Source organism: Lentzea sp. NPDC054927, from assembly GCF_053610285.1.
This window is the reverse complement of the sequence record NZ_JBSGXZ010000028.1, coordinates 93,884-106,035: the sequence shown is the minus strand read 5'-3', so window position 1 is coordinate 106,035 and position 12,152 is coordinate 93,884. Positions and strand designations below refer to the sequence as shown.

Here is a 12,152-nt window from a genome sequence, read left to right as displayed (position 1 = left end):
TCAGCGGAACGCGGCCACGTTGCGGGCGGCCCAGTCGGCGAACGTGCGCGGCGCCCGTCCGAGGACCGCCTGCACGTCCGGGCTGACGCGCTGCTCGGCCGGCGTCGGCGAACCGAGGATGTCCAGGGTGTCGTCGGCGAGCTCGCCCGGCATCATCCGTTCCATGCCGGCCTTCGCCTCGGCACGGGTCAGCTCGTGGAAGCGCACCGGCTCGCTCAGCGCCGCCGCGATGGCCGCCGCCTGCTCGCGCGGCGTGATCACCTCTGGGCCCGTCAACTCGTACACGCCACCGGTGTGCCGGTCGTCCAGCAGGCAGGCGGCCGCGACCTCGGCGATGTCCGCCGGGTCGATGATCGGCACGCCGACGTCACCGAACGGTGCGGCGACGACCCGTTGCGTGCGGACCGGCTCGGCCCACCACAGGGCGTTGGACGCGAAGCCGCCCGGCCGCAGGATCGCCCAGTCCAGACCGGACTCCCGCAGCCCGTCCTCCAGCTCGCGCATGGCGATCCGGGTCGGGCCGAACGGCCTGGTCACCACGCCCAGCGAGGAGAGCAGCACGACCCGGCGCACCCCGCTCGCCGCGGCCCTGGCGATGACGTCGGCCGGGTTGGTGCCGGCCGCGTGCAGGTCGCCGGACAGCAGCAGGAACAACGCCTTCGCGCCGGCCAGCGCGGGGTCGAGGCTCGCCGGATCGGCGAGATCGGCCACCACGTGCCGCACGCCGTCCGGCACTTCCGCCGCGTGCCGCGACACGGCCGTCACCTGCTCGCCCGACTCGGCCAGTGCCTGCGTCAGCGGCCTGCCGATGTTCCCGGTCGCCCCAGTCACCACGATCATTTCCAGCTCCTTCGTCGTTGTGATCACGACGTTAGGAACCGGGCTTACTTTTTGTAAGGACGTACCTGGAGGTAAGCTCCAGACATGGCGGTCGGAACTCAGTTCACGCGGTCCGAGTCGACGGAGCGGTATGAGGTGTTTCACACCGACTGCCCGGCGCGCGAGATGGTCGACCACGTCACCAGCAGGTGGGGCATCTGGGTGCTGATCTCCCTGCAGACCAACGACCTCAGGTTCTTCGAGCTGCGCGAGAGCATCCGGGGGATCAGCGAGAAGATGCTCTCCCAGACGCTGCGCGGGCTCGTCGAGGACGGCCTGATCTGGCGCAAGGTTGAGCCGACGACCCCGCCCCAGGTCACCTACGGGTTGACCGAGTTCGGGCGGGACGTCGGCGAGCCGCTGGCCGAGCTGTTCGGCCGGATCACCAAGCGGCTGTCAGCGGACCTGCTCAGCTGAGTTTCAGTCTCGACGCGATCATCTGCGTCTCCGGCCGGTGGATCAGCATGTCCCCGACCGTCCACAACACCGCCAGCAGCACGGCCGTGACCGCCGCCGACGAGAACGAGATGGGCGGCCCCCACAGGTACTCCTGCTGGAACCAGATGCCGACGTAGCCGACCGTGGTGACGGCCGCCGACCCCAGCACGGCCGCGGCCGGCGTGGGCATCTTGATCGCGTGCGCCGCGTCGATCGCGAGCCCGACGAAGATCAGGAACAGCGGCACGGCGGACTTCGGGAAGTCGATGCCCGCGAGCAACGGCCAGATCAGGCACCGGTACGCGACATAACCGCCCACGACGACCGTGGCGGCCCAGGGCTTGTTGATCGTGCGCCGGGCGATCACCAGCACGATGGCGGCCGCGACGAGGCCCCACACCGGGTAGACCCAGTCCGCGATGGGCAGCGCGAAGTGCACGACCGCCTCGCGCCCGACCGGGACCCCGAGCTGGTCGGCGGCGAACTGCAGCAGGATCGGCTCGGCCTCGGCCTTGCCGCTGTCCCAGGCCTGCAGCGCGCGCACGCCGTACTCCTGGTGCTGGTTGGGGAACCAGACGTTCTCCAGGAAGAAGAACCACAAGGCGACGAGACCGAACGTCCGTGCGTTGCCCTCGGGGAAGTACTTCATCCACCCGCGGATCGCGCCGGCCAGCATCACGGCCGTGCCCAGGTAGAGCAGCGCGTGCGAGCCGCTCCACGAGGTGATGTCGAGCCCGTTGATCCGGTGGTTGATGACGTCGATCGGCAGTGCGACCAGGAAGATCCCGCACCCGATCTGCATCAGCCGCAGCGTCAGCTTGTCGACGCCGTAGCCGGTGAACGTGTGGAACAACGTCAGCCCGACCACGATCACCGTGCCGACCGTGTTGATCAGGTGTGGCGGCGCGAGGTCGTCGCGCAACCACTTGAAGTGCCACGAGACGTCCCACGAGGATCCGAGCAACTTGAGCAGCAGACCGACGAGCCACAGCTGGTAGAGCTGCTTGGTGAGCTTCACCGGTGTGTCCCTGCCCGGCGCGCCTCGCTCCCAGTACTGGTCCCGGAACTGCCTTACCCCCTGAATCATCCGAACATCATGAGCTGCGTTCGGGTCTCCAGGAACCCCAACTCACCCTGGCTTTACCCTGATGTTTCCAATTCGTGTGCACCTTCGGGTGAACGGCGTTGCTCTCTTCGGTCCAGCGCGGCACAGTGCACGGCCATGAGCAAGAAGATCGTCGCCGGAGTGCTCGTGACCGCGTTGATGCTGGCCGTTGTGGCCGCCGTCATGAGGGTCTTCCTCTAGCAGGACGCGTTCGTGCGGCACGATGGGCCGCATGGTTGAGAACCTCCTCGGGCCCGAGCCGACCCGTCTCCCCGACCGCCCTGAGGCGCAGGCCGCCGCGGACGGTGGCACCGACCCCGGCAAGATCGTGCGGGCATACCCGGACTTCTCCGAAGCCTGGGCCCTGCTGGCCGAACGCGCACTGCACTCCGGCGACCCCGTCGCCGCCTACGCCTACGCCCGCACCGGCTACCACCGCGGCCTCGACCAGCTGCGCAGGTCCGGCTGGAAGGGCTTCGGCCCCGTGCCGTGGGACCACCGGCCGAACCAGGGCTTCTTGCGCGCGCTGGCCGCGCTGGCCCGTGCCGCCCGCGAGATCGGGGAGGACGAGGAGTGGGAGCGCTGCAGCAAGTTCCTCGCCGACTCCGACCCCAAGGCCCCGGCCGCGCTGGGCCTGGTCTGATCCAGGCCGCGGTTCACCTGCTCCGGACCCTTGACGCCGCTGCTCGCGGAGTCAGGGGTCCGGTTGCTTGTCACACGAAAACAGCACACCGGTCTCGCCTTGGTCCGGCTGCGGCGTGGCACGTGTGACGCTGGTCGTGCCGGGTATGTGACCGAGCACCCCGCAGGTTGTGCCTGGTGGCCGTTGGATCAAGACTGGGCGGCGAGTCGACCAGGTCGGGGTGAGTCGTGGGTGCTGTCAGGGACGCGGTCGGGCGCGGGCTGACGCGGTGGCGCAAGGCCGCGCTGCCGATCGTCCAAAGTGCCCTGTCCGCCGGCATCGCCTGGCTGGTGGCGACCCTCGTCATCGGGCACGAGCACCCGTTCTTCGCGCCGATCGCCGCGGTCGTCTGCCTCGGCGTCTCGCTGGGGCAACGGCTGCGGCGCGTCGGTGAGCTCGTCGTCGGCGTCTCGGTCGGCGTCGGTGTCGGGGACGCGCTGATCAGCTGGATCGGCAGCGGTCCGTGGCAGATCGCGCTGGTCGTCGGGCTCGCGATGTCGGCGGCGGTGCTGCTGGACGGCGGTTCGGTCATCGCGTTGCAGGCCGGAAGCAGTGCGGTGCTGGTCGCGACGCTGCTGCCGCCGAGTGCGGGCGGCGGGTTCGACCGCATGATCGACGCGCTGACCGGCGGTCTCGTGGGACTGGCGGTGGCGGCACTTCTGCCCGCGAACCCGGTCACCGTGGCCCAACGGCAGTTGAAAGCGCTCACGAACACCCTCAGCGGCGCGTTGCGGAACCTCGCCGAGGCGCTCACCGAGAAGGACTCGGTCAAGGCGGCGGGGGTGCTCGCGGAGCTGCGGACCAGCCAGGCCACCATCGACGACTACAAGGCGGCGCTGCAGACCGGGTCGGAGATCGCGAAGATCGCGCCCATCCGGTGGCGCTCCAAGGACGAGCTCAGCAGGTACCAGACCGCGGCCGGCCCGGTGGACTACGCGATCCGCAACACCCGCGTGCTCGCGCGCCGGACCATGGCCGCGCTCAAGGCCGACGAGGAGATCCCGGACGGCGTGCCGGACGTCCTGAAGGACTACGCGGACGCCGTCGACTGCCTCAAGGGCGAGCTGGAGAAGGGCATCACACCCAAGGACACCAGGGAGGCCGTGCGAAACGCCGCGCGGCATCTCACCGCGCGGCGTCTCGGCGGGGACGGGTTCTCGTCCAAGGTCGTGCTGGCGCAGATCCGCAGCGTGGCCGTGGACCTGTTGCAGGCGACCGGGTTGAGCAGGAGCGAGGCGATGGAGGCGTTGCCGCCTCTCAGCCCTCCGGCCGGTTCAGCAAACCCAGCAGCAGCGAGTGAACCGGCTCGTGATCGCGAGGATCAGTCAGCACACAAGAAGCACCCGTGACGGCGTACCACTCCTCCGCACCCTCGTAGCGGACCAGTGCACGCAGCTTTCCGTCGTCGGAAAGTTCCGTGCACAGTTCCAGGTCCCCGGTGACGACACCGACTTCGTCGGTCATCACGCCGCCGGGGCCGGCCACGAAAAGCGAGGAGAGTGTGGTCATCAGCAGGTCGCGAGCATTCCGTTCAGTGCGGTCTTCTCAGTGCTTTGCAAGGTGAGCCCCCAGTTCTTCTTGGTGCGCACCCACATCTTCGCGTACGTGCAGTAGTAGGACGACAGTGGAGGCTTCCACGCGGCCGGGTCCTTGTCACCCTTGGCCTGGTTCACGTTGTCGGTCACCGCGATGAGCTGCGGGCCGGACATGTCGTTCGCGAACGACTGGCGCCGCGCCGTGGTCCACGACGCCGCTCCTGACTTCCAGGCTTCCGACAGCGGCACGATGTGGTCGATGTCCACGTCGGAGGCCACGGTCCAGGTCGCGCCGTCGTACGGCGAGAACCAGCGGCCCGACGTGGCCGCGCACGCCGAGTCGGTCACCACGTTCGTGCCGTCGCGCTTCAGCACGGCCTCACGGGTGTTGCAGGTGCCCGACTGGGTTACCCAGTGGGGGAACAGGTCGCGTGAATAGCCCGTGCTGGAACCCTCGTTGGCGACCGTCAGGGAGGCCAGTTCGGACAGGGCGGTGGCGGTACTGGGGATGTTCGGCGGTGTCGCAAGTGCAGGGGAAACAAAACCAAAGGTGAGAGCTGCGGCGGCAACTAAAACGCCAATGGTTCGGTTAACTTTTGACATTGTCCCGGCCTTCCTGGTTGGAAGTTTCGGGACCACCCTCAGTCACATTGTGGAATTAGGCAATGCCTTCGAGTGACACTCAAGTGAATGACAAGCGGACGGCGAGCCACATCACTACACGCCTCGCACGAGCCTCAAGTCCTCGGTGTGCCGGTACCAGGTCCACTTGTCGACCGGCCGCGGATGCTTGTTGCCGTCCAGCACGGCGGTCGTGGGCAGGCAGCCGAGCTGGAACGCGCGCGGCCGGCTCTCCCGCACCTTCGACCCGATGAGCCGCTTGTTCACGATGCGGACGACGAGGCCCAGGCCGCCTTCCGGGTCGGGCGTGCACTCGATCCGCGAGGCCTGGCCGCGCAGCACGTTGTCCGCGTCGCTGTAACCAACGCCACGAACCGGTGACAACACGCCGAGTCCCATGAGGACTCCACCGACGTCGTCACGCACGAACGGAACGGGATCTACGTCACCGTTGAGCGCGATGTCCAACGCGCGCGCAGGGTCGGTCGAAAGCCCCCAAAGTGCGGCAACCGGCGAATCACCCACCGGTACGTAGCCGAGCGTGATCGAACCGAGCTTCTCCTTGCGCAGCAACCGAACCCCGACGGCGGCGAGGTCCGCGTCCGTACCCACGACGACGAGCCGTTCCGCGTCCAGATGGGGGTCGACGTGGTCCTTGCCGGGGCGGGCAGGGACCACCTGCACGCCGTCACGTTGAGTGATCATTGGCAACTGCGGGTTTCCGCAGGCCAACACGATTCCGTGCACGGTCATCTCCTGGTCTACCCTCGCTTACCGGCGTTCGCTCGAACCAGTCCAAGCGCTTGGAGTTTCACATGCCGGCCGTCGTGCTGATCGGTGCCCAGTGGGGCGATGAGGGCAAGGGCAAGGCCACCGACATCCTCGGTGAGCGTGTCCAGTGGATCGTCCGTTACCAGGGCGGCAACAACGCGGGTCACACCGTGGTCCTCCCGGACGGTCAGAAGTTCGCCCTGCACCTCATCCCGTCCGGCATCCTCACGCCTGGTGTGAAGAACGTCATCGGCAACGGCGTGGTCGTCGACCCCGGTGTCCTGCTGACGGAACTCGCGGGGCTCGAGGAGAAGGGCGTCGACACCAGCGGCCTGCTGATCTCGTCGGACGCGCACTTGATCATGCCGTACCACGTGGCCATCGACAAGGTGACCGAGCGCTACCTGGGCAAGGCGAAGATCGGCACGACCGGCCGCGGCATCGGGCCCGCCTACCAGGACAAACTGGCTCGCGTCGGGGTCCGTGTGCAGGACCTGCTGGACGAGAAGATCCTGCGGCAGAAGGTCGAGGCCGCCCTGGACTTCAAGAACCAGGTGCTGGTCAAGGTCTACAACCGCAAGGCGCTCGACCCCGAGCAGGTCGTCGACTCGGTGCTCGAGCACGGTCAGCACTTCGTGCACCGCATCGCGGACACCCGCCTGCTGCTCAACCAGGCGCTGGACCGCGACGAGATCGTCGTGCTGGAGGGCTCGCAGGGCACCCTGCTCGACGTCGACCACGGCACCTACCCGTTCGTCACGTCGTCGAACCCGACGTCGGGCGGCGCGACCGTCGGCTCCGGTGTCGGCCCGACCCGCATCAGCACCGTGATCGGCATCCTGAAGGCCTACACGACCCGCGTGGGCTCCGGGCCGTTCCCGACCGAGCTCAACGACGACATGGGCGAGTACCTGCGCAAGCAGGGCGGCGAGTTCGGCGTCACCACCGGCCGCTCGCGCCGCACCGGCTGGTTCGACGCCGTGATCGCCCGCTACGCCTCGCGCGTCAACGGCATCACCGACTACTTCCTCACCAAGCTGGACGTGTTGTCCGGCCTGGAGAAGGTGCCGGTCTGCGTCGCGTACGAAGTGGACGGTCGCCGCGTCGACGAGATGCCGATGACGCAGACCGACGTGCACCACGCCACGCCGGTCTACGAGGAGCTGCCGGGCTGGTTCGAGGACATCTCGCACTGCCGCACGTTCGACGAGCTGCCGGCCAACGCCAAGGCCTACGTCGAGTACCTGGAGAGCATCATCGGCGCGCGGGTCTCGGCGATCGGTGTCGGCCCCGGCCGCGACCAGACGATCGTCCGCCACGACGTGCTCGGCTAATACCACGGTTCCTGGGTGGTTTCCGATATCTGGGAAACCACCCAGGGTCCGATTATCTCGAACTACGACGCATTTTCACGATTTGGGCGTCGTTGACTCACGCTCTGGGCTCGCCTGTACTTCGGCCGTGGCCCTTTCTCTGGTTCGAAAACCAACGCTGCCGTTGCGGTGGATCAGCCCGGTGGCGCTGGTTCTGCTGTGGCAACTGGCCAGCTCAACGGGTGTGCTCTCGCCCGAGAAACTGGCCTCTCCGCTCACCGTGCTCGAATCCGCCGGTGAGCTGATCGCGGACGGCCAATTGGGCGAGGCATTCGCCGTGTCGCTCGGCCGTGTTTTCTTCGGATTTCTCATCGGTGGCACGATCGGTGTCGCACTCGGGCTGGCTTCCGGTCTTTCCCGGTGGGGCGAGACGTTGCTGGATCCGCCCGTCCAGATGTTGCGGACGCTTCCGCATCTCGGCCTGATCCCGTTGTTCATCCTCTGGTTCGGCATCGGCGAGGAGCCCAAGCTCGCGCTGGTCGCGTCCGGTGTGGCGTTCCCGCTCTACCTCAACCTGCACGCCGGCATCCGGCAGACCGACCCCGGCCTGGTCGAGGCCGCCCGCGTGCTCGGGTACAGCCGTGTCGAACAGATCGTGCACGTCGTGCTGCCGTCCGCGGTGCCGCAAACCATGGTGGGACTGCGGATCGCGCTGGGCACGGCCTGGCTGTCGCTGATCGTCGGCGAGCAGATCAACGCCGACGCAGGTCTCGGCTTTCTGATCAACAACGCCCGTGAGTTCCTCCGCACCGACGTCGTGGTCGTCGGCCTCGTGGTCTACGCGCTGCTCGGTCTCACGACGGACGCGTTGGTGCGCATGCTGGAAAGGAGAGTGCTGCGATGGCAAGCGCGGTGAGCGTTCGCGGTCTGCGCAAGGCTTTCGGCCCGCGAACCGTGCTGGACGGGATCGACCTGGAGATCGTTCCCGGTGAGCTCGTGGCGCTGCTGGGGCGCAGCGGGTGTGGCAAGTCCACGTTGCTGCGCATCCTCGCGGGGCTGGACAGCGAGTTCGACGGAGCCGCGACGGTTCCCGGCACCGTGTCGGTCGCGTTCCAGCAGCCGCGCCTGCTGCCGTGGCGCAAGGTCTGGCGGAACATCTCGCTCGGCCTGCATCAGCCGGACGGTCGTTCGGTGGCGTTGAAGGCACTCGAAGAGGTGCGGCTGACCGATCACGCCGACGCGTGGCCGCTGACGTTGTCCGGCGGTGAGGCACAACGGGTCTCGCTCGCACGGGCGTTGGTGCGCGAGCCCGACGTGCTGCTGCTGGACGAACCGTTCGGCGCGCTGGACGCATTGACCAGGCTCGCCATGCACCACCTGGTGGAAGACCTGTGGACCAGGCACAAGCCCGCCGTGCTGCTCGTGACGCACGACGTCGACGAGGCGTTGCTGCTGGCCGACCGGATCCTCGTGCTCGACGAGGGCCGGATCGTCGCCACGCACCACGTCGACCTGCCCCGCCCGCGCCGCCGGGCTTCCGTTGTGGAGCAACGCACCCGCGTGCTCGCTGATCTGGGAGTGGATGTTGAAACAGCTGCTTAGCCTCCTCGCGGCGATCTTGTTCACGACCGGATGCGCCGCGACCGCGCAGGACACCCCGGCCGGCGACGTCGTGCTGAAGGTCGGCGACCAGAAGGGCGGGGCGAAGGCGCTGCTCACGGCCGCCGGTCTGCTGAACGACTTCCCGTACAAGCTCGAATGGTCAACCTTCACCTCGGGTCCGCCGCTGCTCGAAGCCGCGTCCGCCGGAGCCATCGACATCGGCGGTGTGGGCAACACACCGCCGATCTTCGCCGCCGCCGCGAACGCCAAGATCGCCGCGGTCGGCGCGTCGAAGGGACAGGTCGAGGCCGACGCGATCCTGGTGCCGGAGAGCTCCCCGCTGCAGAAGGTCACGGACCTGAAGGGCAAGAACATCGCGGTCGCCAAGGGCAGCTCGGCGCACGGTCAGGTGCTGCTCACGTTGCGCGCCAACGGGTTGACCACCAAGGACGTGACGCTGAACTTCCTGCAGCCGTCGGACGCGTACGGCGCGTTCACCCAGGGCAAGGTCGACGCGTGGGCGGTCTGGGATCCCTACACCGCACAGGCGCAGCAGGAAGCCAAGGCTCGTGTGCTGACCACGGGTGAGGGCAGGTCGAACGGGTACGGCTTCCAGGTCGCCGGCAAGAAGGCCTTGGACGACAAGGGGAAGAACCTGGCGCTCAAGGAATACCTGATCCGCTACTACAAGGCGCAGAAGTGGGCCGACACGCACCGCGAGGAGTGGGCGAAGGCGTGGGCGGCGGAGACGGGGCTCAAGTACGAGGTCGCGCTCGCCGCGGTGAACCGCAACGGCGACCTGCCGGTGAAGATCGACGACACGCTGATCAAGTCGGAGCAGGAGCTCGCGGACGCCTTCACCGAGGAAAAGACGTTGCCGGGCAAGGTCGACTTCGCGAAGTTCGTCGACACGAGGTTCCAGGGAGATCTCGCATGAGCATCACGCTGCACTGGTTCCTGCCGACGTCCGGTGACGGGCGCACGGTCGTGGAGCACTTCCACGCCAACCGCGCACCTGCTGCCGGGGCACGTCGTGAGGCGGACATCGACTACCTGGCCCAGATCGCGCGCACGGCCGAGCAGGTCGGGTTCACCGGCGTGCTCACGCCGACCGGCACGTGGTGCGAGGACGCGTGGCTGACCACGTCCGCGTTGATCGCGCAGACCAAGACGCTGAAGTTCCTCGTGGCGTTCCGGCCGGGTGTGCTGTCGCCGACGCTGGCCGCGCAGATGGCCTCGACGTACCAGCGGATCTCGCGCGGGCGGTTGCTGCTGAACGTCGTGACCGGCGGCGATTCCGTTGAGCAGCAACGGTTCGGCGACTGGCTCGACAAGGACCAGCGCTACGAGCGCACCGACGAGTTCCTCCAGGTCGTGCGCGGCATCTGGACCGGCAAGCCGTATTCGTTCCAAGGCAAGCACTACCAGGTGCGGGACGCCACGGTGCTGGCCGCGCCGGACCCGGTGCCGCCGATCTACTTCGGTGGCTCGTCCGACGCTGCTCTCCCGGTGGCGGCCGCGCGGGCCGATGTCTACCTGACCTGGGGCGAGCCGCCACAGGACGTGGCGGAGAAGATCGCGCGGGTGCGGGCGCTGACGGACCGGCCGATCCGGTTCGGCATCCGGCTGCACACGATCAGCCGGGACACGTCGGCGGAGGCGTGGGCGTCGGCGGCGAAGTTGCTCGACGCGCTGGACCCGGCGGTGGTGGCGAAGGCGCAGGAACAGCTGGGCGCGTCGGAATCCGTTGGTCAGCAACGGATGCTGGCGTTGCACGGCGGTGACCTCAGCCGTGGCGTGCGTGGTCTGGAGATCTACCCGAACCTCTGGGCGGGCGTCGGGCTCGTGCGTGGTGGCGCGGGCACTGCTCTCGTTGGCTCACACGAAGAAGTCGCCGACCTGATCGAGGAGTACCACTCCATCGGCATCGACGAGTTCGTCCTCTCCGGCTACCCGCACCTGGAAGAGGCTTACTGGTTCGGCGAGGGCGTGCGGCCCCTGCTCAAGCAGCGAGGTCTGCTCGACAAGGACCGCACGCTCGAACTGGCTAGCGCTTGACCTTGGCTTCCACGGCCGTGTCGGGGTTGTCCGCGAACACGCCGTCGAGGCCCTGCTTGAAGAACAGGTCGTACTCCTCGAAGGCCCGGCCGTACGCGGCCGGGTCGGTCGAGGACCGGAAGTCCGCGGGCAGGAACGAGTTCTCGTTGCGGAACGTCCACGAGTGCACGATCAGGCCGACCTTGTGCGCGTCCTTGACCACCGTCGTCGGCGCCTTGAGGAACCCGGCCGCGTCCCGCGGGATGATCAGGTCCTTGGTCAGGCCGACGCCGTCCGCGTACGAGCGGACCTCGCGCAGGCCTGCCGGGGTGACCAGGTCGGCGTAGGTGCGCTTGTCACCGGCCACGACGAAGTCGTACGGCGCGCCGGAACCGTTGACCAGCTGGACCAGCGGCACGCGCAGCGACTTGTTCAGCTGCTTGAGGTTCGCCACCTCGAACGACTGCACGTAGACCTTGGCGCCGCGGCGGTTGAGGCCGTTGCGGTTGAGCACGTCGACGAGCTTCGGCTCCAGCGCGAGACCGATCGACTGGAAGTAGGTCGGGTGCTTGGTCTCCGGGTAGATGCCGATCTCGCGGTGCAGCTCGCGGGACAGGCGCTTGCTCAGGTCGATGACCTCCTGCAGCGTCGGCACCTCGAACCGGCCGTCGTAGAGCGTGTTGCGCGGGCGGAGCGCCGGGATGCGTTCCTTGGCGCGCAACGTCTTCAGCTCGGCCAGCGTGAAGTCCTCGGTGAACCACCCGGTGACGGCGACGCCGTCGATGGTCTTGGTCTTCTTGCGGTCGGCGAACTGCGTCTTCGTGGCGACGTCGGTCGTGCCGCCGATCTCGTTCTCGTGCCGGGCGACGAGCTTGCCGTCCTTGGTCGGCACCAGGTCGGGCTCGATGAAGTCGGCGCCCATGCGAGCGGCGAGCTCGTAGGACGCGAGCGTGTGCTCAGGCCGGTACGCCGACGCGCCACGGTGCCCGATGACGATCGGACCCTTGTCGTCGTGTGCCGACGCGGAAGGCAGCGACGCCACCACCGCACCCGCGAAGATGACCACGACGGCTGCTAGACCGCGGGCCCAGATCTTTCTGGGATACATCGTTCGACCTCCCGTTTTGTGTTGAGAGCGCACCCAAGCATCGCAACACGAAAAGCAGGTG

General features: G+C 67.9%; 13 protein-coding genes. 8 read left to right on the top strand and 5 right to left on the bottom strand.

The features are described from left to right. Nucleotides 1-840: an SDR family oxidoreductase gene (locus ACWGE0_RS30135; protein ID WP_452264268.1), complete on the bottom strand. Its 840-nt coding sequence runs from the start codon at nt 838-840 to the stop codon at nt 1-3. 84 nt (nt 841-924) lie between these two features. Between ACWGE0_RS30135 and ACWGE0_RS30130 the strand changes: the two genes are divergently transcribed. Then, on the top strand, nt 925-1,296 hold the full coding sequence (locus ACWGE0_RS30130) for a winged helix-turn-helix transcriptional regulator (protein WP_452264267.1): 372 nt from the start codon (nt 925-927) through the stop codon (nt 1,294-1,296). Here ACWGE0_RS30130 and ACWGE0_RS30125 read toward each other — a convergent pair. Beyond that, a complete protein-coding gene (locus ACWGE0_RS30125) occupies nt 1,289-2,404 on the bottom strand; it encodes a hypothetical protein (protein WP_452264266.1) in 1,116 nt (371 codons plus the stop codon). The genes ACWGE0_RS30130 and ACWGE0_RS30125 overlap by 8 nt on opposite strands. Nucleotides 2,405-2,654: 250 nt before the next feature. Here ACWGE0_RS30125 and ACWGE0_RS30120 point away from each other — a divergent pair, with 250 nt between their 5' ends. Together ACWGE0_RS30120 and ACWGE0_RS30115 are read left to right on the top strand one after the other, a co-directional pair. Beyond that, nucleotides 2,655-3,065, top strand: a complete 411-nt coding sequence (locus ACWGE0_RS30120) for a DUF3151 domain-containing protein (protein ID WP_452264265.1) — start codon at nt 2,655-2,657, stop codon at nt 3,063-3,065. 227 nt (nt 3,066-3,292) lie between these two features. Next, nucleotides 3,293-4,453, top strand: coding sequence for an FUSC family protein (locus tag ACWGE0_RS30115; protein WP_452264264.1), 1,161 nt, complete (start codon nt 3,293-3,295; stop codon nt 4,451-4,453). Between the two features lie 159 nt (nt 4,454-4,612). Here ACWGE0_RS30115 and ACWGE0_RS30110 read toward each other — a convergent pair whose 3' ends face one another. Both ACWGE0_RS30110 and ACWGE0_RS30105 read right to left on the bottom strand, forming a co-directional pair. After that, the gene (locus tag ACWGE0_RS30110; RefSeq protein ID WP_452264263.1) at nt 4,613-5,242 is read right to left on the bottom strand and encodes an HNH endonuclease family protein; all 630 of its coding nucleotides are present in this window, start codon (nt 5,240-5,242) and stop codon (nt 4,613-4,615) included. Nucleotides 5,243-5,356: 114 nt separating this feature from the next. Further along, nucleotides 5,357-6,013, bottom strand: coding sequence for a hypothetical protein (locus ACWGE0_RS30105; RefSeq protein WP_452264262.1), 657 nt, complete (start codon nt 6,011-6,013; stop codon nt 5,357-5,359). Between the two features lie 62 nt (nt 6,014-6,075). Between ACWGE0_RS30105 and ACWGE0_RS30100 the strand changes: the two genes are divergently transcribed. From ACWGE0_RS30100 to ACWGE0_RS30080, 5 genes are all read left to right on the top strand, one after another. Continuing rightward, nucleotides 6,076-7,365, top strand: coding sequence for an adenylosuccinate synthase (locus ACWGE0_RS30100; protein WP_452264261.1), 1,290 nt, complete (start codon nt 6,076-6,078; stop codon nt 7,363-7,365). A gap of 127 nt (nt 7,366-7,492) precedes the next feature. Beyond that, a complete protein-coding gene (locus tag ACWGE0_RS30095; protein ID WP_452264260.1) occupies nt 7,493-8,260 on the top strand; it encodes an ABC transporter permease subunit in 768 nt (255 codons plus the stop codon). Then, on the top strand, nt 8,245-8,946 hold the full coding sequence (locus tag ACWGE0_RS30090) for an ABC transporter ATP-binding protein (RefSeq protein ID WP_452264259.1): 702 nt from the start codon (nt 8,245-8,247) through the stop codon (nt 8,944-8,946). The genes ACWGE0_RS30095 and ACWGE0_RS30090 overlap by 16 nt, the downstream gene beginning before the upstream one ends. After that, nucleotides 8,927-9,883 carry an ABC transporter substrate-binding protein gene (locus ACWGE0_RS30085; protein WP_452264258.1) on the top strand — a complete coding sequence of 319 codons (957 nt, stop codon included), beginning with the start codon at nt 8,927-8,929 and terminating at the stop codon, nt 9,881-9,883. The genes ACWGE0_RS30090 and ACWGE0_RS30085 overlap by 20 nt, the downstream gene beginning before the upstream one ends. Next, nucleotides 9,880-11,004 carry an LLM class flavin-dependent oxidoreductase gene (locus ACWGE0_RS30080; protein ID WP_452264257.1) on the top strand — a complete coding sequence of 375 codons (1,125 nt, stop codon included), beginning with the start codon at nt 9,880-9,882 and terminating at the stop codon, nt 11,002-11,004. The genes ACWGE0_RS30085 and ACWGE0_RS30080 overlap by 4 nt, the downstream gene beginning before the upstream one ends. Here ACWGE0_RS30080 and ACWGE0_RS30075 read toward each other — a convergent pair. After that, nucleotides 10,994-12,091, bottom strand: a complete 1,098-nt coding sequence (locus tag ACWGE0_RS30075; protein ID WP_452264256.1) for a glycerophosphodiester phosphodiesterase — start codon at nt 12,089-12,091, stop codon at nt 10,994-10,996. The two genes, ACWGE0_RS30080 and ACWGE0_RS30075, sit on opposite strands and share 11 nt — an antisense overlap. Nucleotides 12,092-12,152: the final 61 nt, after the last annotated feature.

Excerpts from the sequence above, each read along its gene's own strand:
- ACWGE0_RS30135 (WP_452264268.1), bottom strand. The coding sequence starts at position 840 with ATGATCGTGGTGACTGGGGCGACCGGGAACATCGGCAGGCCGCTGACG.
- ACWGE0_RS30130 (WP_452264267.1), top strand. The coding sequence starts at position 925 with ATGGCGGTCGGAACTCAGTTCACGCGGTCCGAGTCGACGGAGCGGTAT.
- ACWGE0_RS30125 (WP_452264266.1), bottom strand. The coding sequence starts at position 2,404 with ATGATTCAGGGGGTAAGGCAGTTCCGGGACCAGTACTGGGAGCGAGGC.
- ACWGE0_RS30120 (WP_452264265.1), top strand. The coding sequence starts at position 2,655 with ATGGTTGAGAACCTCCTCGGGCCCGAGCCGACCCGTCTCCCCGACCGC.
- ACWGE0_RS30110 (WP_452264263.1), bottom strand. The coding sequence starts at position 5,242 with ATGTCAAAAGTTAACCGAACCATTGGCGTTTTAGTTGCCGCCGCAGCT.
- ACWGE0_RS30105 (WP_452264262.1), bottom strand. The coding sequence starts at position 6,013 with ATGACCGTGCACGGAATCGTGTTGGCCTGCGGAAACCCGCAGTTGCCA.
- ACWGE0_RS30100 (WP_452264261.1), top strand. The coding sequence starts at position 6,076 with ATGCCGGCCGTCGTGCTGATCGGTGCCCAGTGGGGCGATGAGGGCAAG.
- ACWGE0_RS30090 (WP_452264259.1), top strand. The coding sequence starts at position 8,245 with ATGGCAAGCGCGGTGAGCGTTCGCGGTCTGCGCAAGGCTTTCGGCCCG.
- ACWGE0_RS30085 (WP_452264258.1), top strand. The coding sequence starts at position 8,927 with ATGTTGAAACAGCTGCTTAGCCTCCTCGCGGCGATCTTGTTCACGACC.
- ACWGE0_RS30080 (WP_452264257.1), top strand. The coding sequence starts at position 9,880 with ATGAGCATCACGCTGCACTGGTTCCTGCCGACGTCCGGTGACGGGCGC.
- ACWGE0_RS30075 (WP_452264256.1), bottom strand. The coding sequence starts at position 12,091 with ATGTATCCCAGAAAGATCTGGGCCCGCGGTCTAGCAGCCGTCGTGGTC.